At 71.6% G+C, this 19,709-nt stretch carries 16 protein-coding genes, 2 tRNA genes and 1 riboswitch; of the genes, 8 read left to right on the top strand and 10 right to left on the bottom strand.

The features are described 5' to 3' along the window. Nucleotides 1-31: 31 nt before the first annotated feature. On the bottom strand, nucleotides 32-457 hold the full coding sequence (locus tag ACGWYL_RS00590) for a MerR family transcriptional regulator (protein WP_179423806.1): 426 nt from the start codon (nucleotides 455-457) through the stop codon (nucleotides 32-34). A 53-nt stretch (nucleotides 458-510) separates the two neighbouring features. Here ACGWYL_RS00590 and ACGWYL_RS00585 point away from each other — a divergent pair, with 53 nt between their 5' ends. Genes ACGWYL_RS00585 through gltX form a run of 3 tightly spaced genes read left to right on the top strand, consistent with a single transcriptional unit; the run spans nucleotide 511 to nucleotide 3,653 of the window. Further along, nucleotides 511-1,359, top strand: a complete 849-nt coding sequence (locus tag ACGWYL_RS00585; RefSeq protein ID WP_395486147.1) for an NAD(P)/FAD-dependent oxidoreductase — start codon at nucleotides 511-513, stop codon at nucleotides 1,357-1,359. Between the two features lie 52 nt (nucleotides 1,360-1,411). After that, complete coding sequence (locus ACGWYL_RS00580; RefSeq protein ID WP_179423810.1) at nucleotides 1,412-2,191, top strand: fumarylacetoacetate hydrolase family protein; 780 nt, start codon at nucleotides 1,412-1,414, stop codon at nucleotides 2,189-2,191. After that, nucleotides 2,184-3,653 carry a glutamate--tRNA ligase gene (gene gltX / locus ACGWYL_RS00575; protein ID WP_395486146.1) on the top strand — a complete coding sequence of 490 codons (1,470 nt, stop codon included), beginning with the start codon at nucleotides 2,184-2,186 and terminating at the stop codon, nucleotides 3,651-3,653. The genes ACGWYL_RS00580 and gltX overlap by 8 nt, the downstream gene beginning before the upstream one ends. Nucleotides 3,654-3,711: 58 nt before the next feature. Here the strand turns inward: gltX and ACGWYL_RS00570 are convergent, their stop codons facing one another. The 3 genes from ACGWYL_RS00570 to ACGWYL_RS00560 form a co-directional block, all read right to left on the bottom strand. Next, a complete protein-coding gene (locus ACGWYL_RS00570) occupies nucleotides 3,712-5,043 on the bottom strand; it encodes an MFS transporter (protein ID WP_269302926.1) in 1,332 nt (443 codons plus the stop codon). Nucleotides 5,044-5,089: 46 nt separating this feature from the next. Next, on the bottom strand, nucleotides 5,090-6,748 hold the full coding sequence (locus tag ACGWYL_RS00565) for a class I adenylate-forming enzyme family protein (protein ID WP_395486145.1): 1,659 nt from the start codon (nucleotides 6,746-6,748) through the stop codon (nucleotides 5,090-5,092). Nucleotides 6,749-6,919: 171 nt separating this feature from the next. Beyond that, on the bottom strand, nucleotides 6,920-7,750 hold the full coding sequence (locus tag ACGWYL_RS00560; RefSeq protein ID WP_395486144.1) for a TetR family transcriptional regulator: 831 nt from the start codon (nucleotides 7,748-7,750) through the stop codon (nucleotides 6,920-6,922). A gap of 54 nt (nucleotides 7,751-7,804) precedes the next feature. On the opposite strand from ACGWYL_RS00560, the gene ACGWYL_RS00555 reads away from it, so the two are divergent. The 3 genes from ACGWYL_RS00555 to ACGWYL_RS00545 all read left to right on the top strand — a co-directional run bounded on the left by ACGWYL_RS00555 (nucleotide 7,805) and on the right by ACGWYL_RS00545 (nucleotide 9,715). Further along, on the top strand, nucleotides 7,805-9,412 hold the full coding sequence (locus tag ACGWYL_RS00555) for a class I adenylate-forming enzyme family protein (protein WP_395486143.1): 1,608 nt from the start codon (nucleotides 7,805-7,807) through the stop codon (nucleotides 9,410-9,412). Between the two features lie 113 nt (nucleotides 9,413-9,525). After that, nucleotides 9,526-9,597, top strand: a tRNA-Gln gene (locus ACGWYL_RS00550). A 42-nt stretch (nucleotides 9,598-9,639) separates the two neighbouring features. Beyond that, nucleotides 9,640-9,715, top strand: a tRNA-Glu gene (locus ACGWYL_RS00545). 133 nt (nucleotides 9,716-9,848) lie between these two features. On the opposite strand, the gene ACGWYL_RS00540 is transcribed toward ACGWYL_RS00545, so the two are convergent. Next, entirely contained in the window at nucleotides 9,849-10,370 is a 522-nt protein-coding gene (locus tag ACGWYL_RS00540) for a MarR family winged helix-turn-helix transcriptional regulator (RefSeq protein ID WP_269302922.1), read from the bottom strand. Between the two features lie 84 nt (nucleotides 10,371-10,454). Here ACGWYL_RS00540 and ACGWYL_RS00535 point away from each other — a divergent pair, with 84 nt between their 5' ends. Beyond that, the gene (locus ACGWYL_RS00535) at nucleotides 10,455-11,093 is read left to right on the top strand and encodes an FMN-dependent NADH-azoreductase (protein ID WP_395486142.1); all 639 of its coding nucleotides are present in this window, start codon (nucleotides 10,455-10,457) and stop codon (nucleotides 11,091-11,093) included. A 62-nt stretch (nucleotides 11,094-11,155) separates the two neighbouring features. Here the strand turns inward: ACGWYL_RS00535 and ACGWYL_RS00530 are convergent, their stop codons facing one another. The 3 genes from ACGWYL_RS00530 to ACGWYL_RS00520 all read right to left on the bottom strand — a co-directional run bounded on the left by ACGWYL_RS00530 (nucleotide 11,156) and on the right by ACGWYL_RS00520 (nucleotide 16,695). Then, nucleotides 11,156-13,861, bottom strand: a complete 2,706-nt coding sequence (locus ACGWYL_RS00530; RefSeq protein WP_395486141.1) for an Ig-like domain-containing protein — start codon at nucleotides 13,859-13,861, stop codon at nucleotides 11,156-11,158. A gap of 125 nt (nucleotides 13,862-13,986) precedes the next feature. Further along, the gene (locus tag ACGWYL_RS00525; RefSeq protein WP_269302919.1) at nucleotides 13,987-15,207 is read right to left on the bottom strand and encodes a fibronectin type III domain-containing protein; all 1,221 of its coding nucleotides are present in this window, start codon (nucleotides 15,205-15,207) and stop codon (nucleotides 13,987-13,989) included. A 30-nt stretch (nucleotides 15,208-15,237) separates the two neighbouring features. Then, entirely contained in the window at nucleotides 15,238-16,695 is a 1,458-nt protein-coding gene (locus ACGWYL_RS00520) for a dicarboxylate/amino acid:cation symporter (RefSeq protein ID WP_395486140.1), read from the bottom strand. A 159-nt stretch (nucleotides 16,696-16,854) separates the two neighbouring features. Next, nucleotides 16,855-16,979, top strand: a riboswitch (SAM riboswitch). 16 nt (nucleotides 16,980-16,995) lie between these two features. On the opposite strand from ACGWYL_RS00520, the gene ACGWYL_RS00515 reads away from it, so the two are divergent. After that, nucleotides 16,996-18,345 carry an aminotransferase class V-fold PLP-dependent enzyme gene (locus tag ACGWYL_RS00515; RefSeq protein ID WP_395486139.1) on the top strand — a complete coding sequence of 450 codons (1,350 nt, stop codon included), beginning with the start codon at nucleotides 16,996-16,998 and terminating at the stop codon, nucleotides 18,343-18,345. A 21-nt stretch (nucleotides 18,346-18,366) separates the two neighbouring features. On the opposite strand, the gene ACGWYL_RS00510 is transcribed toward ACGWYL_RS00515, so the two are convergent. Together ACGWYL_RS00510 and ACGWYL_RS00505 are read right to left on the bottom strand one after the other, a co-directional pair. After that, nucleotides 18,367-19,074 (bottom strand): HNH endonuclease family protein, encoded by a 708-nt coding sequence (locus ACGWYL_RS00510; RefSeq protein WP_179423834.1) that lies wholly within the window; start codon nucleotides 19,072-19,074, stop codon nucleotides 18,367-18,369. 120 nt (nucleotides 19,075-19,194) lie between these two features. Next, nucleotides 19,195-19,683 (bottom strand): GNAT family N-acetyltransferase, encoded by a 489-nt coding sequence (locus ACGWYL_RS00505; RefSeq protein ID WP_395486138.1) that lies wholly within the window; start codon nucleotides 19,681-19,683, stop codon nucleotides 19,195-19,197. Nucleotides 19,684-19,709 lie beyond the last annotated feature (26 nt).

Raw genomic sequence — 19,709 nt, 5'->3', positions numbered from 1 at the left:
CCCGGTGGACACCGCTACACATCTCGCGTCGCTAAGCGGTGGCGGGACCGTCGAGCGACCAGCGCGTCGTGCCGGCGAGGACGTCGGTGACGAAGCCGCGGAACCGCGGGCACTGGGTGATGTCGTGCGAGCGGCAGCGCAGGGCGTGCTCGGTCATCTCGCGCGAGCGCTCCATCTCCTGCATGCGCCGGTCGAGGTCGGCCAGGTGGGACTCCAGCACCTCGTGGCGCGACGGCGCCTCCTCGTCGAGCAGCACGGCGATCTGCTCGAGCGACATCCCGGCGGCCTTGCTGCGCAGGATGACGGCGACCCGCACCAGGTCGTCGTCGCCGTAGCGGCGCCGGTCGGCACCGTCGCGGGCCGGCCGCAGCAGTCCCACGTCCTCCCAGTGCCGCAGCACGTGGGTCTCGAGCCCGAACCGCGCGGCGACGTCCCCGATCGACTGACTTGACTTCATGTCGACCTGAAGTCGCAGGCTCGTCTCGTTATTCCATTCGAGAGGGGAACACCATGTACGACGCGCTCGTCATCGGCGGCGGACCGGCCGGGCTGCAGGCCGCGCTCACGCTCGGCCGCATGCACCGGACCGCCGTCCTCATCGACTCCGGCCGCTACCGCAACGGCACGGTCGAGCACGCCCACAACTTCGTGACCCACGACGGTCGAGCGCCGGCCGAGATCCGCCGGCTGGCCCGCGAGGACCTTGCCGCGTACGACACCGTCGAGCTCCGCGACACCACGGTGCACGCCGTCCGCGAGGAGGGCGACGGCTTCGTGGCCGAGACCGACGGCGGCCCGATCCACTCCCGCACGCTGATCCTGGCGACGGGCCTGAAGGACGACCTGGGCTCGATCCCGGGCCTGGAGGAGGCGTGGGGTCGCGAGGTCGCGGCGTGCCCGTTCTGCCACGGCCACGAGCTCTCGGGTCGCGTGATCGGCCTCGCCGGCACCGGACCTCACGTGCCGATGATGACCGCGATGCTGGCACCGATCGCGTCGCGCCTCGTGCACTTCGAGGATGGTGAGGTCACGAAGATCGAGCGGACCGGCGACGGCGTCCGGGTGCACCGCGCGACCGCTGAGCCGGTCGAGGTGGCGGGCCTGTTCGTCCACCCGGCGTTCGCCCAGGCGGCCCCGTTCGCGGAGCAGCTCGGTCTCGAGCTGCTGCCGTCGGGCTGCATCCGGATCGACGTCCTCGGCCAGACCAGCCACCCGCGCGTCTTCGCCGCGGGCGACCTCGCGCACGTGGAGCAGCTGCCGATGCCGATGGCCTCGGTGCTGGGTGCCGCGGCGGCGGGCCTGACCGCCGGGGCGAGCGTCGTGAGGACCCTCGCCCTCGCCGAGTCCGCGCAGGGCTGAGCGGCGCGGTCCGGGTCGGGCGGACCGCGCGGACCTCGGTAGTCTGGAGCGCATGCGCGTGGCCAGATTCGCCGGTGACGACGACCCCCGTTTCGGGGTCGTCGGCACCGAGGGCGACACCCCGATCATCGCCCCTCTCAAGGGGGACCCCCTCTACGCTCCGCTGGAGCTCACCGGCGAGAAGCTGGCGCTGGAGGACGTGCGCCTGCTGGCGCCGGTCATCCCGCGCAGCAAGGTGGTGTGCGTCGGCAAGAACTACGTCGCGCACGCCGCCGAGATGGGCGGCGACGTCCCCGAGGAGCCGCTGATCTTCCTCAAGCCGAACACCTCGGTGATCGGTCCGGGCGAGCCGATCTTCTACCCGAAGCAGTCGCAGAACGTGCACTTCGAGGGCGAGCTCGCGATCGTGATCGGCCGCATCTGCCGCAACCTCACGGCCGAGGACGCGCCCAAGGTGATCTACGGCTACACCGTGGCCAACGACGTCACGGCGCGCGACCTGCAGAAGAAGGACGGCCAGTGGGCCCGTGCGAAGGGCTTCGACACGTTCTGCCCGCTCGGCCCGTGGATCGAGACCGACTTCGACCCCTCCGACGTCCGCGTGCGCACCACGCTCAACGGCGAGACGAAGCAGGACGGCCGCACGTCGGACATGGTCTTCGACGTGACCACGATCCTGCAGTACGTGACCAGCTTCATGACCCTCCTGCCCGGTGACGTCGTCCTGACCGGCACGCCCGACGGCGTCGGCCCCATGGTGGCCGGCGACGACGTGGCCGTGACGATCGACGGCCTGGGCACCCTGACGAACCCGGTGGTGGCAGATGAGTGAGACCCGTTGGACGACCGCGACCGGCAGCGACGTGGTCGCCCGGTTCTGCCCGTCGCCGACCGGCAACCCGCACGTCGGCATGGCGCGCACGGCACTGTTCAGCTGGGCCTTCGCGCGTCACCACGGTGGGCGCTTCGTCTTCCGCATCGAGGACACCGACGCCAGCCGTGACTCCCAGGAGTCCTACGACCTGCTGATCGACGTCATGCGATGGCTCGGCCTGGACTGGGACGAGGGCGTCGAGGTCGGCGGCCCGAACGGCCCCTACCGCCAGAGCGAGCGCATGGACGTCTACGCCGACGTCGCGCAGCGCCTCCTCGACGCGGGCTTCGCGTACAGGGCCTACGACACCGCCGAGGAGCTGGAGGAGCGCCGCAACGCCGCGCGCGCCGCCGGCCGCCCGAGCGGCTACGACGGACTGCACCGCGACCTCACGCCCGAGCAGCAGGCGGCGTACGAGGCCGAGGGCCGCCAGCCGGTCATCCGCTTCAAGATGCCCGAGCGCGACTGGACCTTCGACGACCTCGTTCGCGGCGAGATCACGTTCGGCGCCGAGAACGTGCAGGACTTCGTGATCGTCCGCGCCAACGGCCAGCCGCTCTACACGCTGACCAACCCGGTCGACGACGCGCTCATGGGGATCACGCACGTGCTGCGCGGCGAGGACATCCTGTCGTCCACCCCGCGCCAGATGGCGCTGTACGAGGCGTTCGGCGAGATCGGCGTCGGCTCGGGCTTCACGCCGCGGTTCGGCCACCTGCCCTACGTCATGGGCGCGGGCAACAAGAAGCTCTCGAAGCGCGACCCCGAGTCGAACCTGCTCGGCTACCGCGACCAGGGCTTCCTGCCCGAGGGCCTGCTGAACTACCTCGCCCTGCTCGGCTGGTCGATCGCCGAGGACCGCGACATCTTCTCGCTCGAGGAGATGGTGGCCGCGTTCGAGGTGGAGCGCGTCAACCCCAACCCGGCCCGCTTCGACCTGAAGAAGTGCGAGGCGATCAACGGCGACCACGTGCGCCTGCTCGCCCCGGACGAGTTCGTCCGCCGGCTGCTGCCGTATCTGCCCGAGGGCGTCGACGAGGCGCTCGTGACGCAGGCCGCGCCGCTCGTGCAGGAGCGCAGCAACCTGCTCACCGAGGCCGCCGAGATGCTCGGCTTCCTGTTCGCGGGCGAGGACTTCGCCGTCGATCCCGACGACGCCGCCAAGCAGCTCAACGAGGACGGCCTCGAGGTCGCGAAGGCGGCCCGCGAGGCGCTGTCCGGCCTCGACGCGTGGACCACCGAGTCGATCGAGGCGGCCCTGCGCCAGGCCCTCGTCGAGGAGCGCGGCCTCAAGCCGCGTCTCGCCTTCGGCCCGGTCCGCGTCGCGGTCACCGGCCGTCGCATCTCCCCGCCGCTGTTCGAGTCGATGGAGCTGCTGGGCCGCGAGACCTCGCTCGCACGCCTCGACGCCGTCCTCTGACACACGAGAACGCGGTCCACCCCGGCTGGGGTGGACCGCGTTCGTCGTCTCCGGGCGATCAGACCTTGTCGGCCTCGGTGCCCATCTGCAGCGAGCGGATGCTGTCCTTCGCGTAGTAGCCCTTCAGGCCCACCAGCACCGCGACCAGGCCGACCGCGGCGAACAGCACCACGTAGTAGGCCGGGGAGATCGGGTCACCCGTGCGGGCGATCAGCCACGTGGCCACGAGGGGCGCCGTGCCGCCGAGCAGGGCGAAGGCCATGTTGTAGGCCAGCGCGCTCGCCGTGTAGCGGATCTCGGGGCGGAACAGCTCGACCATGATCACCGGGGTGATCAGCGCGATCGCGCCGGCGAAGATGCCGTAGAGGCCCTGGCCGAGCATGGTGGCACCGAGGCCGCCCATGCCCATGATGTGGAACGACGGGATCACGGCCACGGCCAGGCCGATGGCGGCGGCGATGGCGACCGGACGCCGACCCCAGCGGTCGGCGGCCAGGCCGGTCAGCGGGCAGGAGATCGCGAAGACCAGCAGCGCGACGATGTACGAGGTCAGCGCGTCGACCCGGCCGAGACCGAGCTCCTCGGTGTTGTACGCCACCATGTAGCCGCCGAGCAGGTAGAAGCTCACCGCGGTGACCATCGACCAGGCGAAGACGACGATCATCGGGCGCAGGCCCTCCTGGAAGGCGCGGACGATCGGCGGGTGGACCGCCTCGGCGGCGGCCTCGCGAACGGCCTCGAACTCGGGCGTCTCCTGGATCTTCAGGCGCAGGTAGAGGCCGACCAGGCCGACCGGGCCGGCGAGGATGAACGGGATGCGCCAGCCCCAGCTCTCGAGGGACGCCTCGTTCATCGACTGGGTCACGACCAGGCCCACGGTCGCGCCGGCGGCGGTGCCCAGGGCGACGGACATCGGGTTCACGGCGCCGAACAGCGCGCGGCGGTGCGACGGCGCGTACTCGATGATGAAGCTGCCCGAGCCGGCGTACTCGCCGCCGGCCGACAGGCCCTGGAGGATGCGCCAGGCGACGAGCAGGACGGGGGCGAGCAGGCCCACGGACTCGTAGCTGGGGGTGAGGCCGATCGCGACGGTCGCGCCCGACATCAGCAGGACGGCGCCGGACAGGGCCGTACGGCGGCCGACGCGGTCGCCGATGTTGCCGAAGATGATGCCGCCGATCGGGCGGGCGAGGAAGCCGACCGCGAAGGCGGCGAAGCCCGACAGCAGCGACGCGGTGGGGTTGTCGCTGGGGAAGAACTTCATGCTGATGATGGTGATGAACTGGGCGTAGATGCCGAAGTCGAACCATTCGACGAAGTTGCCGATGCCGGCGGCGGACACGGCTTTCTTGCGTGCGCCGGCGATCTCGGCGGTCTTGAGGTCGGTCATGACCCGGGCCTTTCTGGAGTGGGTGAGTCGAGTGGAGGGGGAGGCGTCAGCGCAGCTCGCGACGCAGGATCTTTCCGGTGACGGACTGGGGGAGGCGGTCGAGGACCTCGACCTCTCGCGGGTACTTGTAGGCGGCCATCCGCTCCCGGCAGAACGCGATGAGCTCGTCGGGGGTGGCCTCGGCGCCGGAGTGCAGGGCGACGTAGGCCTTCACGGTCTCGCCGCGGTACTCGTGCGCGACGCCGACGACCGCGGCCTCCTTCACGGCCGGGTGGGCGTAGAGGACGTCCTCCACCTCGCGCGGCCACACCTTGTAGCCGGAGGCGATGATCATGTCCTTCTTGCGGTCGACGATGAAGAACCAGCCGTCAGCGTCCATGAAGCCCATGTCGCCCGTGCGCAGCTCGCGGTCGATGATCGCCTCCGCCGTGGCCTCCGGGTTGTTCCAGTAGCCGGGGATGACCTGCGGGCCGGAGGTGGCGAACTCGCCGATCTGGCCCACGGGGACCTCGGCGCCGTCCTCGTCCACGACGCGCACGTGCGTGTTGAAGACGGGGAAGCCGACCGCCAGCGCGCCCGAGACCGGGTCCACGGGCGCCCGCAGGCCGCGGGGGACGCCGTGGGTGGGGGAGGTGGTCTCGGTCATGCCGTAGAAGTTGTGGGCGTAGAACCCGAACTCCTCCTCGATCCGGTCGGCGACGGACGGCGGGATCGGGGCGCCACCGGAGTAGACGACCTCGAGGGACGTGAAGTCGTCACGCGTGGCTCCCTCGGCGCTGGTGAGGGCGACGAGTGCGGTGATCGCGCCGATCGTGAAGAAGGGCCGGTGCTCACGGATGGCGTCGAGCATCGAGAGCGGCTCGAAGCGGTGCGTGAGGACCAGTGGCCCGCCGAGCAGCATCGCCAGGGTGGCGTGCCCGACGAGGCCGGTGATGTGGAACAGCGGCGCGATGGCCAGGACGCCGGCGCCCTCGGGCAGGTCCATCCAGTCGCGGTAGGTCTGCGTGTTGAACGTCATCGCGCCGTGCGTGTTCATGGCGCCCTTGGGCAGGCCGGTCGTGCCCGACGTGTAGGTCAGGACGGCGATGCTGTCGGGGCCCAGGTCGGGAGCGGGGACGCGACGGCCGGCGTGCGTCCGGGCGACGTCGGTGAGCCGCAGGGTGCCCTCGGTGACCACGGCATCGGTGCCCAGCACGCGCGGGTCGTTCCGCGTCTGGAAGTCGGTCGCCGAGGTGGTGATGACGGTCGTGACCGAGGTCTGTCCCGAGTCGACGACGTCGCGGGCCACTGTCGCGTACAGGTCGTCGAGGGTGAGCAGGGCGACGGCGCCGGAGTCGCGGAGCAGGTTCCCGACCTCGCGCTGCTTGTTCATCGGGTTGATGAGCACGGCGATGCCGCCGGCCTTCCACGCCGCGACGAGGCCGAGGGGGAACGCCGGGTCGTTCTGCAGGTACAGCGCGAGGCGGTCACCGGGCGCGAAGCCGCGCTCGACGAGGACCGCGGCCATCGCGTCGGTGAGGGCGTCGACCTCGGCGTAGGTCAGGGTGCCGTCGAAGTACCGCACGGCGGGAGCGTCGGCGCCGCGCTCGACCGCGGCGGAGAACATCTCCAGGCACGTGGCGTACTCGGCGACGATGGTCTCGGGCTTGCCCTCGGGGTAGCCGGACAGCCACGGCGGGCGGGTCTGGGTGACGGAGTCGGACATCGAGTTCCTCGTGAGGCGGGCCGTTCAGGTTCAGCGGACTGAACTCGCTGAACTCACTGAACGACCGTTCGGGTGTGACGCAGGGAACAGTAATCACCGCTGTCCTGACGGCAAAACCGCCGATTCCGTGTTCAGGTGTTCAGTTCAGGCGACCTGAACACGCGACGGCGGTCAGCGTCGCAGGACGGCCTCGGCCAGGGTGACGGGAAGCGTGCTTCCGCCTCGGATCTCGGGCGGGATCAGCCATGAGACGCCCGCGAGCCGCAGGACGGCCGCGCTGAACTCGTCGGCCGACAGCGGGGCGCCGTCGGTCGTGTTCAGGGCCTCGTCGGCGTGCACGCACAGGGTGTCGTAGACGCCGCGGCACCGGGCGGCGATCCGTCCGCTCTCGGGCTCGTCGAGGCTGCGCAGCTCGGAGTCCGCCACGCGCGCCAGCTCGGGGTGCTGCTCGCGGAAGGTGCTCATGGCCTCGACGACGTTGACGACGCGGTCGTGCGGGGTCGCGCCGTCCTCGGCCGCCGCGGCCACGCGCGCCTGCAACTCGTCGAGCAGGAGGTCGTAGACCGAGACCAGGATGCTGTGCTTGCTGCGGTGGTGGTGGTAGACGCCGGCGACGCTCAGCTGGGCCGTCGCGGCGATCGCCCGCATGGTGGCGCCGTGGTAGCCCGCTTCGTGGAACACCGTGACGGCGGCGGCGGTAACGTTGTCGAGTCGGATCGTCGACGAGGCGCGCCACGGACGCGGCCGGTCGAGCGACGGGGGCGTCCCGGCGGAGGGCACCGAGGGAGGCTGCATGACCAGGTGGGCGGTCTCGGTGCCCAGTGCCGAGGCGATCTGCGAGAGGCGGGCGATGCTGACCCCGACCTTGTCGTTCTCGATCGCGCTCATGGTGCCCGCGCTGACGCCCACGGTGGAGGCCAGGTCCCGCAGGGTGACGCCCGCTGCCTGGCGCGCGAGGCGGATCGCGGCGCCGACCGTGGGAGCCCCGGACGTCTCGGTCACGCAGCGGACTCTACCGGCCCGACCTGCCCTTCTCGTCCGGCCACGGGCGGCGGCATGAGCGCGGGCGAGGGGCGCCCTTGGACCGCCTGGTACCCCGACGGCGACGTCGACCTCGCGGCCAGTGGGCTGACCCTCATGGACCACTTCGGCGCCACGGTCGCGCGCCAGCCGGGCCGCGTCGCGGTGCGCTACTTCGACGGCGCGATCACGTACGCCGAGCTCGACGCGATGGCGGACTCGCTCGCCGCGCACCTGCGCGACGCCGGGCTCGGTCCCGGCTCCACCGTCGCCCTGATGCTGCAGAACAACCCCGCGTTCCTCGTCGCCGTCGTCGCGGCATGGAAGCTGGGTGCCGTGGCCGCGCCGCTGTCGCCGCTGGCGACCTCGCCCGAGCTCAGTCACCTGCTGGACGAGTGCGACGCCGACGCCGTCGTGATCCTCGACGAGCTGCTCCAGGTGCACGGCTCGCGCGTGTCCCGCCTGCGCGACCGACCGGTCGTCGTCACGGCCCGGACCGACTTCGACGGCTCCCCGGCTCAGGTCGGTGGCGACGCCACCTCGCTGGCGCGGATCGTGGCGACCCCCGTCGACCCGGTCGCGACCGAGCTCGACCCGGCGTGGCCGGCGGTGTTCGTGCCGACCTCGGGAACCACCGGGATGTCGAAGTTCACGGTGAACACGCACGCCAACGTGGAGTTCGACGCCTCGGTCTACCGGCAGTGGGCCCGGCTGCGCGACGGCGCGGTCGTGCTGGGGCTGAGCCCGATCTTCCACGTGACGGGCCTCATCGGGCATGTCGCGGTGACCCTGCGCATCGGTGCCACGCTCGTGCTGACGCACCGGGTGCGCCCCGACGTGGTGCTCGACGCGATCCGCCGTCACCGTCCCGAGTTCACGATCGCCGTCATCACCGCCTACATCGGGCTGGCGGAGCTGCCCGACGTGACGCCCGACGACTTCGCGAGCTTCCGTGAGCTCTGGTCCGGCGGCGCGCCGGTGGAGCCCGACGTGGCCGCGCGCCTGGGGGAGCGCTTCGGCCGGCCGATCCACAATGTCTACGGCCTCACCGAGGCGACCTCGGCGGTGGCAGCGGTCCCGCGAGGTCTGCGCACGCCCGTGGACGAGGACACCCGGACTTTGTCGATCGGCGTCCCGGTCTTCGGGACCACGGTCCGCATCGTCGGCGAGGACGGTGCCGACCTGGCGCCCGGCGAGGTCGGCGAGATCGTCGTCTCCGGGCCGCAGGTGGCGGCGGGCTACCTGAACAAGCCGATGTCGACCGCCGAGGTCTTCGGCGGGGGTCGGCTGCGCACCGGCGACGTCGGCTTCATGGACGCCGACGGCTGGTTCTACGTGATCGACCGCAGCAAGGACATGATCAGCGCGAGCGGCTTCAAGGTCTGGCCGCGCGAGATCGAGGCCGCGCTCATGACGCACCCGCACGTCCGCGAGGCGGCCGTGGTCGCCATCCCCGACCAGTACCGCGGCCAGTCGCCGAAGGCGTACGTCGTCCTCGAGCCCGACGCGTCGGTGTCGGAGTACGAGCTGATCGAGTTCAGCCGCTCGATCCTCGCGCCCACGAAGTACCCCCGCGAGGTGGAGTTCGTGGCCGAGCTCCCGCGCACCGCCACGGGCAAGATCCGGCGCTCCGCGCTGGGGTGAAGCGCGCATCACACGACACGCGAGCATCCCCGGTTTGGGCGCACGCGAGGGTGTCCGGTAAAGTCATCTCTTGGTTCGGAGCGCTGCCGCGAGGCAGGGATCCGATACCCCCATGGGGTATGGTGTAATTGGCAACACAGCGGTTTCTGGTACCGCCATTCTAGGTTCGAGTCCTAGTACCCCAGCGAGGACCTACTGGAGAGCATCTGGTAGCGTTTCTCACTGCTGGCCCCGTTGTGTAGCGGCCTAGCACGTCGCCCTCTCAAGGCGGTAGCGCGGGTTCGAATCCCGTCGGGGCTACCAGCAGAAAGGCCCCCGATCCTCGGATCGGGGGCCTTCTCCATTTCTGGGTGGAATGCGCCGCAGGTGGGACGGATCCTCCGACCTTCGGGTCGTCCCAGGGGCGCCTTGGTACCAAGATGCGTGTGCCGGAGGCTCAGCAGGCCGGGCCCTCGGTGCAGGTCTCGGCGCCCTCGCCCGCGACGGCCGCGATCGCGCGGGCGGCGTCGCCCAGGGCCGCGAGCTGCTCGTCGGTCAGCACGTCGATGACGAGCCGGCGCACCTCGCGCACGTGACCGGGTGCGATCGCCTCGATCTTGGCCAGGCCGGTCTCGGTGAGCCGTGCCTGCATCCGGCGGCCGCCGGGCTCGGCGGCGGGGCACCGCTCGACCCAGCCGGCCTTCTCCAGGCGCGTGAGGGCGTGGGAGAGCCGCGACAGCGAGCCGCGCGCCTCCTCGGCCAGGACGGAGAGTCCGATGGTGTGCCCGGGGGACTGCGACAGCGCCGCGAGCACCTGGTACTCGTACGCGTTCACGCCCGCGTCGCGCTTGAGCTGGGCGTCGATGGCACTCGGCAGCGTCGACAGGAGGCCGAAGAGGGCGCGCCACTGCTCCTGCTGCTCGGTCGTCAGCCAGCGCACGGATGCCGTCGTGTCGGAGGGGGCAGTGTCGGAGGTCACGCAGAACAGGATACCCCCTGGGCTTGAACGTTCAAGCAGGTTGGACGTAGGGTCGACTTGAACATTCAACTCAAGGAGACCCGCATGACCCTGCTTCGTGTCGACGCCAGCATCCAGGGCCCGGTGTCCGCCAGCAGCGCGCTGGCCGATCTCGTCCTCGACGAGTTCACCGCCGCCCGGCCCGAGGTCCCGGTCGTGCGCCGTCACCTCGGCCAGCATCCTCTCGGAGCCGAGGTGTGGAGCGGTGCCATCGCCGGCAGCTACACGCCCGAGGAGGACCGCAACGCCGCCCAGCGCGAGGCGATCGCCCTCGCCGAGCAGGTCGCCGACGAGCTGCAGCAGGCCTCGCTCGCCGTCCTCGCGATGCCGCTCTACAACTTCGGCATCTCCCAGCACGCCAAGACGTGGATCGACGTCGCCCTGGCCGGCGCCCCGCAGGGCACGCGCCTGCTCGAGGGCACCCCGACCGTCCTGGTGACCACCCGCGGTGGCGCCTACGGCCCCGGCACCCCGCGCGAGGGCTGGGACCACAACACCGACTTCCTGCGCCGGATCCTGGTGGACATCTGGGGTGCCGACCTGACCGTCGTGGAGCGAGAGTTCACCCTCGTCGGCGTGAACCCGGCCCTCGACGAGTTCACCGAGATGGCCTCGATCATGCGCAAGACGGCCGAGGAGGCCGCCACGTCCGCGGGCGCCGACCTCGCGGCCCGCGCCGCCTGAGTCCCCCAGACGCGAAGGGGCCCCGACCGTCACCGGTCGGGGCCCTCGCTCGTGTGGGACGGTCAGCCCTTCACCTTGATCTTCGTGCTGGCGGTCTTGCCGGCGTAGGCCGTGTTGCCCAGGTACGACACCTTGGCGCTCCACGTGCCCTTCGTCAGCCTCGGGAGCTTGACCGTGGCCTTGCCCGAGCGGACGGTGCCGACGACGGTCTTCGTGCTCGAGCCGCGCTTGAGCACGATCCGGACCTTGCCCGACGCCTTGGCCAGGCCGCTCGGCGTCGTGACGGTCACCGTGGCGACGGTGGCCTTCTTGGCGCGAACAGTCTTGCGGGGCTTCAGCGAGACGCCTCGCACGGCCGCCTTGGCCACCGTCACGCGCGCCGTGGTGCTGGCCGCCCGGACGTTGGCGTTGCCGCCGTAGACGATCGTCAGCGCGTAGGCCTTCGGCGTCAGGGTGCGCGGCAGCGAGACGTCGGCGCGACCCGCGGCGTCGAGGCGACCGACGTACGACGTCCCGCCGGTGGTCACCGTGACGGTGCCGGTGGGCGTGACGCCCGCGGGACCGGTGACGGTGGTCCGGACGACCGCAGCCGTGCCGTACCGGGTCGCGGCGACCGTGGCCTTCAGCGTGGCGTTCGCCTTCGCCACGACCAGTTCGGTCGCCTCCGAGTCGGACGCGCCGTACTTGTCGTCACCGGTGTACCGCGCGACGAGCGAGTGGCGACCCGCCGGCGTGGTGGCCGGCACCGTGAAGGTGGCCGTGCCGTCCTCGATCGCGGCCGTGAGCGGCTCGCCGGGCAGGCCGGTGAGTCGCACCGAGCCGGTGGCGCCCTCGGTGACCGTGGCGGTCACCGAGCCGCCGGCGCCGTGGGTCACCGACGCCGGAACGCTGAGCGTCGTGGTGGACGGATCGCCCGCGACCGCGAACGAGACGGACGCCTGCGAGGGCTCGATCACGTCGCCTCGACCGAGGTAGCGGACCGTCAGGTCGGTCTCGCCGGCCGGCTGGGCCGGGAGCACGATCGAGGCGGTGCCGTTGCGCTTCAGACGCGCCTGGCCGACCTTCTGGCCACCGTCGAAGACAGCGACGAAGCCGGACGGCTTGCCGGTGTCGGAGACGAGCGGCGTGTTGGCGTTGGCCGAGTTCAGCGAGATGAACGGCGCGTAGCCGGCCGCGGCGACCGAGACGTCGAGCGTGGGCGTGCCGCCGACGGAGACCGGGCCGACCTCGGCCACGGTGGTGGTGCTGGCGTGCGCCTGCTTCGCGAACCCGCGGAAGACCGTGTGGATCTCGTCGATGGCCTCCTTGGCGAACGCGCGCTGGCTCTGCAGGGAGTTCGCGCCCGTCTCGCTGGTGGGGTTCAGCGCGCCCCGGAGGGTCGGGTCGCCCTTCTCCAGATCACGGCCGGCGACGTACCACCACTCGGTCATGTGCTCGGTGTGTCCGCCGTCGTCGTTGCGACGGATCGCCTGGTCGACGACCGGAGCCGGGTTGCCGAGCGCGTCGACGTGGTCCTTGTTGTACGTCAGCACGTGACCGACCTGGATCTTGCGCGCCTGGCGCAGCTCCTTGGTCGTGTCGCCGCCGGGGTAGTACGAGACGGCGTTGACGCTGCCGCCGCCGAGGTCGGCGACGTCCTGCGCCGTGCGGTACTGCGTGGACGCGTTCGGCAGGTACGTGTTCACGAGGTCGCCGTACAGGTGCGACGGACGCGACGCCTTCAGGGTGCCGTCCTCGGTCGTCGCGGCCGCGTTGTCGCGGATGTGGCCGAGGTCGGAGCCGCCGTTGCCGGTGGAGAACAGCGAGAAGTCGAAGTTGTAGACCGTCTTCACGCCGTACTGCTGGGCGTCCGCGTTCACGTCCTTGATGATCGCGCGCGTGTTGTGGCACCACGTGCCGCCGAACAGCAGCGGGATGTCGCCGGGCTTGCCGAGCAGGTGGATGAGCTCGGGGTAGGTGAGCGTCTGGATCCGGAAGCCGTCCGTGCCGTCGGCGTCGGTCAGGATCTGGCCGCCGTGCGTCTCCGCTGCGGGGTACGACGCGCTGTGGCGGCGGTTGACCTCGTCCTTCTGGAACTGGAAGTTCGTGTTGGTGGCGTAGCTGGAGACGCTGCCGAGCACGTCCTCGACCTGGTCCTCGTACGCCGCGACCTCGGTCGGGGTGTCGAGGTCGGCTGCGGTCTTGGCGCCGCCCAGCGCGGCGACGATGCGGTCCTCGACACCGCCGTCGACGCGGTCCTTGTTGTAGACGAACAGGTACGGGTCGATGGCCGCGTTCTTCGTGAACGAGGTCTGCGCGTCCTTGTTCAGGTAGTCGGTGATCAGCCGGTTGCCCACGTTGCCGTAGAACGTGCGGCCGGCCTCGTTGAGGCCGGAGCGGCTGAGGTCCCAGACGTTCAGGGTGTCGCCATCGAGCTTGGGCGTGAAGTTGTAGACCTTCGAGATGCCCTGGGCCTTCGCCACGCGGTTGACGTGCGCGATCGTGGCCTGGCTCGACGGGTCGGACGGGTCGCCGATGAAGAAGGCGATATTGCCGGTCTGGTTCTTCAGCAGGTACTCGAAGCGCTCGATCGTCACGGTCTCGAAGACGCTGTTCGCGCCGAGGTCGTCGTACACGTCGTCGAAGTAGTCCACGGTGACGCCGAGGGAGGGGACGGGCGCCGCGGCGTGCGCGGTGGTCGTCGCCAGGCCCAGCAGCGAGGCCGTCAGGGCCCCGACCGCGGCGGCCGCGAGTCCGCGCCGCACGGGGCGCCGGAGGGAGGTGGTCATGGTGGTGTCGCTTTCTCCTGCCACACTGGGCAGGCCGGTTCAGGGGAGTGTTCTCGTGGGTCGGTGGGCTGGATCGCCGGGCGTGTGCATGTCGGGCGATCCAGCCGTCCTGCACATCGCCGTGGTCAGGCGATCACCTCCGCCAGTCGCGTGCGCGCCGCACGACGGCGGCCGGTCAGCACGTGCCACGTGAGCGACGCGACGCCGGCCAGCGCGAGGACGACCAGGATGGCCAGGCCCGTGTGCGGCGGGACGGTCTCGGCGACCTCGGTCACCGCGGCGGCCGCGGCCACCTCGGCACCGCCGACCTCGACCGGCGTGCTGGAGATCTCGGTGCCGTCGAAGAGGACGACCAGCGAGTGCTCGCCGGCCTCGACCGTCTCGGGGATCGTGACCGCGGTCGTGAACCCGCCGTTGGCGTCGGTGGCGACCGTGCCCAGGACCACCGGGGTGGAGTGCAGCTCGAGGGTGAGCTCGGGGACGTCGGCGGCGAAGCCGGTGCCGGTCACGGTGACCGCGGCGCCGGGCTCGAGGTCACCGGTGACGGCGACCGTGCCGACGACCTCGGTGACCGGCTTGCCGACCGTGGCGATCTCCGACGGCGGGGAGGACGGCGACTCGCCGGCCTCGTTCACGGCGCGCACCGCGGCGCGGTAGGTGCCGTCGGGCAGGTCGGAGAACGTGTGGGTCGTGGTCGCGGCGTCGAGCTGCACCGGGTCGGCGCCGCTGAAGCGCAGGACGTAGCCCGTGACGCTCTCGAGCTCGGCGTCGGGGCCGGCCTGCCACGTGACCGTGACGTCCTTGCCGTCGACCGTCAGGACCGGCGCGGCGGGCGCGGACGGCGCGCCCTCGGCGACGACCTCGTTCTCGTCGACACCCAGGCTGTCGGTGGTCGTGGTCGGCGCACCCGTGTCGACCGACTTCTTCGTCGTCGGCTTGGTCGTCGGCTTCGCGGTGGGCTTGGCGACGGGCTTGGCGGTCGGCTTCGTCGTGGGCTTGGCGGTCGGCTTCGGAGTCGGCTCGGCCTTGATCTCGTCGGCGTACTTCACGTCGTTCGGGTTGCCCTGCCAGATGCCCGTCTTCCGGCTGGGCAGGACGTACTTGCCGTCGTCGTCCTGGTAGCAGCCGCTGATCGGCGTGCACCACTGGTCGGCGGGCAGGGCATCGAGGGCGCGACCCATGTCGTCGTTGAGGCACGGCTGGTCGTCACCGCCGTCGACCCAGGTGATGCTCGCGGCCTTCGCGGGCACGAGCAGGCCCTGTCCGGAGAGCAGGATGGTCGTCGCGAGCGCGAACGCCAGGAGCAGGTGCAGCGGCCGGGGCAGGCGCAGGGACTTCGAGGTCACGAGGACTCCTTCGGTGGGGGGGGTGCGGGGTCAGCGGGTGGAGCCGAGCGGACGGCGCTCGGTGGGACGGTCGTCGATCGAGCAGGCGCCGACGGGGACGCCACGGGCCACGGGGATCTCGCCGACCGCGGCCTCGAGGCGCTCCTTGGCCGAGGCCTCGTGCGGGACGACGGCCTCCTTGCGGCCGGCGAACACGTCGTCGTCGAGACGTCCGACGCGGCGAGCCACCACGGTGGCCGCGACCGCGGCGGCGGTGACGTTGGTCATCGTGCGCGCCATGTCGACGATCGCGCTGATCGGCAGCGTGAGGATGACGACCTCGAGCGGCAGGCCGGCCGCGGTGAGCACGGTGGTGGCCACGATCGTGGCGGTGCCGGGGACGCCGGCGGTGCCGATCGACACCAGGAGGCACAGCACGACGAGCAGCGCGTAGTCCGCCAGCCCGTAGGACAGTCCGAGGCCGTTGATGGCGTAGACCGCGAGCATGATCGGCCAGATGCCGGCGCAGCCCGGCATGCCGATCGTGGTGCCGAGCGGCGCGGTGAAGCCGGCGACGTCGGACGGGACGCCCACGCGCTGGGTCAGCACCGTGGTGGTGACGGGCAGGGTGCCGGCGCTGCTCTGCGTCGTGAACGCGGTGCTCTGTGCCGGAAAGATCTTGCGGAAGAACGCGAGCGGGCTCACGTGGGCGGCGCTGCGCAGGATCACCGCGTTCACGACGAACGTGTGCACGAAGCAGGCGACGTAGCCGACCACCAGCAGGCCCAGCAGCGAGAGCAGCTGGTCGCGGCGGCCGACCGCGGAGGAGGCAGCGCCCGCCGTCAGCACCAGGACCGCGTAGGGGGTCAGGGCGATGACGTAGCCGACGGCCTTGTAGATGATGAGGCGGCCGGCCTCGACGAGGTTCAGGAACGGCGCGACCGTCTTCGGCGACCGCTCCGCGACGACCGCGGTGGCCACCGCGACGAGCAGCGTGAAGACGATGATCGGGATGATGTTGTTCTCCGAGACGTCCTTGACGATGTTCGTCGGGAAGAACCCGATGAAGACCTCGGCGAACGGCTTCTGGATCTCGTCGAGCGAGCGGGTGTCGACGCCGGCGGTCTCGAGGTCGGCGTTCTTGCCGATCCCCAGCTCGAGGGTGAGCCCGAGCGTCAGCAGGATGGCGATGAGGTTCATGCCGAGCAGCCACGCCGTGGACGAGAGGCCGATCGTGCGGAGCTTCGCGGTGGAGCCGAGCGACGTCACGCTGGACAGGATGGACACGATCACCAGCGGCGCGACGATCGCCAGCAGCAGGTTGATGTAGATCCGCCCGAGCGGTGCGAGGTAGTCGACGTGGTCGCGGAAGACGACGCCGACGGCGGCGCCGACGACCAGCGCCCCGATCGTCAGCACGGCGAAGTTCGCGCCGATGCGGCCCAGGACCCACACGCCCGCGAACAGGCCGAAGGTCACGGCCAGGGCCACCAGGTTCCACGTGTCCACGCGGCTCCTCCTCGAGATCGGCGCGGGTCGGATCCCGGGCGCTGATGGTGATCCTGTCGGTCGGTGAGCGCGTCGAATGACGATCTCAATTATTGGGACGACGTCCGCATGATGAGATTTGTCGTGGTAGTCCGAGCCGACTGGCAGGCTCTCGCCCACGGTCACGAGTGCCAGCCGCGTCCTCGACGCACAGCCCCGGCTTGCTGGTCGGCAACCCTCCGTCGCGGCGGGGTGCTCCGGGTGAGGACCGGGCCTCGGCCGACCGGCCGGGGCAAGCGCGAGTCACCCCGGAGGTCCTCCATGTCGTCTGTCCTGTCCCACGCCGACTGCCCGCTGCTGCCCCTCGTGGGCGCCGACGTCACCGTGCCCCTCGTCGACGGCCGGTCGGTGCGTCACGTCAATCTCGACGGCGCGGCCAGCGCGCCCGCGCTGGCCTCCGTCGCCGAGCGCGTGAACGCCGTGCTGCCCTGGTACGCCAGCGTCCACCGCGGCGCCGGCTACGCCTCGCAGGTGTCGACCGCGCTGTACGAGCAGGCGCGCGAGGCCGTCGGCTCGTTCGTCGGCGCGCGGTCCGCCGACGTCACGATCTTCACGCGCAACACCACCGATGCCACCAACCTGCTGGCGGGCGCGGTGCCCGGGCGGGTGCTGGTGCTCGACGTGGAGCACCACGCGAACCTGCTGCCGTGGCGGCGCACCCTCGGCGGCTGCGAGGTGCTCGGGGTCCAGGCCACCGTCGGTGCCACCCTGAAGGCGCTCGCCTCGGTGCTGTCGCGTCGCCAGATCAGCCTGCTGTCGGTCACGGGCGCCTCGAACGTCACGGGGGAGTCACTGCCGATCGACGCGGTCGTCGACCTCGCCCACCGGTACGGCGCGCGGGTCTTCGTCGACGGCGCGCAGCTGCTGGCCCACCGGTCGCTCTCGCTGGCCGAGTCGGGTGTCGACTACGTCGCCTTCTCCGGCCACAAGGTGCATGCCCCGTTCGGCGCGGGTGCGCTCGTGGGTCGTCGCGACTGGCTCGAGGGCATCGAGCCGTACCTCGCCGGTGGCGGCGCCGTGCGGCGGATCACCGACGAGGACGTCGAGTGGACCGACGGCCCCGCGCGCCACGAGGCGGGCACGCCGAACCTCGTCGGCGCGGTCGCGCTGGCCGCGGCCGCGGAGGCGCTGTCGTCGCTCGAGTCCGACGCGGTGGCCGCGCACGAGGCCGCGCTGCGGTCGCGGCTGGTCGACGGACTGCGGGAGCTGCCCGGCGTGGACGTCGCGCGCATCTGGTCGGACTCGGCCGAGCCGATCGGCGTGGTCACGTTCCGCCTCGAGGGAGTCGATCCGGGTCTGCTGGCGGCGTTCCTGGCGGCCGAGCACGGTGTGTCGGTGCGCGACGGTCGCTTCTGCGCGCACCCGCTGCTCGACCGCCTCGGCTGGGGCGACGGCGCGGTCCGGGCGAGCATCGGGGTGGGCAGCCGCGCCGAGGACGTCGAGCGCCTCCTGTCCGGCGTGCGCGCCTGGGTGGCGGGGGAGCGCGCGGCCGAGTACCGCCGCGAAGCCGGGGTGTGGGTCGTCGTGGACGACCCCCGCCCGACTCCGGCGTCCCTCGACATCGACCGCCTCGTCGCCACCGCGGCGGCCTGCGCGCCGGTCACCGTCTGACCGCCGCGCCGGCGGAGGGCGTCAGGCGGGCGACGGCGTGGGGCAGGTGTCCAGCATTGAGGCCAGGGCGCGGGCCTCGCTCGTGTCGACGGCGAGGTCCCAGCGCTGCTTCACGTCGATCCAGCGGGTGGCGTAGGCGCACTGGAAGGCGGCCTTCGGTCGCCAACCGGCGGGGTCCTGCGAGCCCTTCGAGGCGTTCGTCGGGCCGTCCGCCGCCACGAGCGACGGCAGGTCGTTCGCGAACCGTGAGCGTCGCTCGGCACTCCACGCGTGCGCGCCCGAGACCCAGGCCTCGGCGAGCGGGACGACGTGGTCGATCTGGATCGCCTGGGCCTGACGCTGGTCCTTGAGGTCGTCGAACTCCAGGCGCGTGCCGTGGTACGGGTCCGTCCACGTCCCCGCGATCACGTCGTGCGGGCACGAGCGCTGCACCTGGACGACGACGGTGCCCGGCACCGCGTCGCGCAGCAGCACGTCGTCGCGCTGGTTGCAGCCGTTACGGTCGACGTCCCGCCACGCCGGACCGAAGGCCTCGCGGTCGTAGGCAGGCACGCGCGGGCGGCGGTCGACGGTGCGCAGGGCGTCGAGCGCCGAGCGCGCCTCGGCCGGCTCGAGGGTGGGCGCCGGCGCGACCGCGGCGTCGTCGCCCGCGGACTCGACGAGGTCGAGCAGCTCGCACCCCGCGAGCGGGACGAGGAGCAGCGAGAGCAGCACGGACCGGAGACGCACGGGGCCACTGTGGCACGTGGGTCCGACAGCGAAGCCGTCCGGCGCGCGCGTCCGGTGGGGACTGATCTTTCGACGTTGCGGTCGCCCCGACGACGTCTCGGTACCGAGATCCGTCCCCCGTCAGGGCGCGTCGAACTCCAAGGGCCGCTTGAACCCCTCGTGGCTCGCCGTGTAGCCGAGGGACTCGTAGAAGCGGTGGGCGTCGGTGCGCCGCTTGTCCGAGGTCAGCTGCGCGAGGGTGGCTCCGCGGGCCTCGCCCCACGCGTGGGCCCAGCCGATCAGGGCGCGTCCGAGTCCCGAGCCGCGGGTCGACGACGCCACGCGGACCGCCTCGATCAGCAGCCGCTTCGCCCCGCCGCGCGACAGTCCGGGGAGCAGGGTCAGCTGCATCGTCGCGACGAGCGCGCCGTCGTCGTCGCGGACCACCACCAGGAGGTGGGCGTCGTCGCGATCGACCTCGCGGAACGCCTCGACGTAGGGCGCGAGATCCACCGACTCGCGGCCCGCGCCGATCTCGTCGTCGGTCAGCAGCGCGACGATGCCGGGCACGTCCGGCTCGGCGGCGCGCTCGAGCGCGAAGGTGCGGCCGTCCAGCGTGAGGGTGTCCATGCCGCCAGTCTCACAGCCCGCGGACG

Origin of the sequence: Aeromicrobium sp. JJY06, assembly GCF_044069275.1 — a bacterium.
GTDB lineage: Bacteria > Actinomycetota > Actinomycetes > Propionibacteriales > Nocardioidaceae > Aeromicrobium > Aeromicrobium tamlense.
Note: the sequence above shows the minus strand (reverse complement) of the source record. Positions and strands in the feature narration are given on the sequence as shown.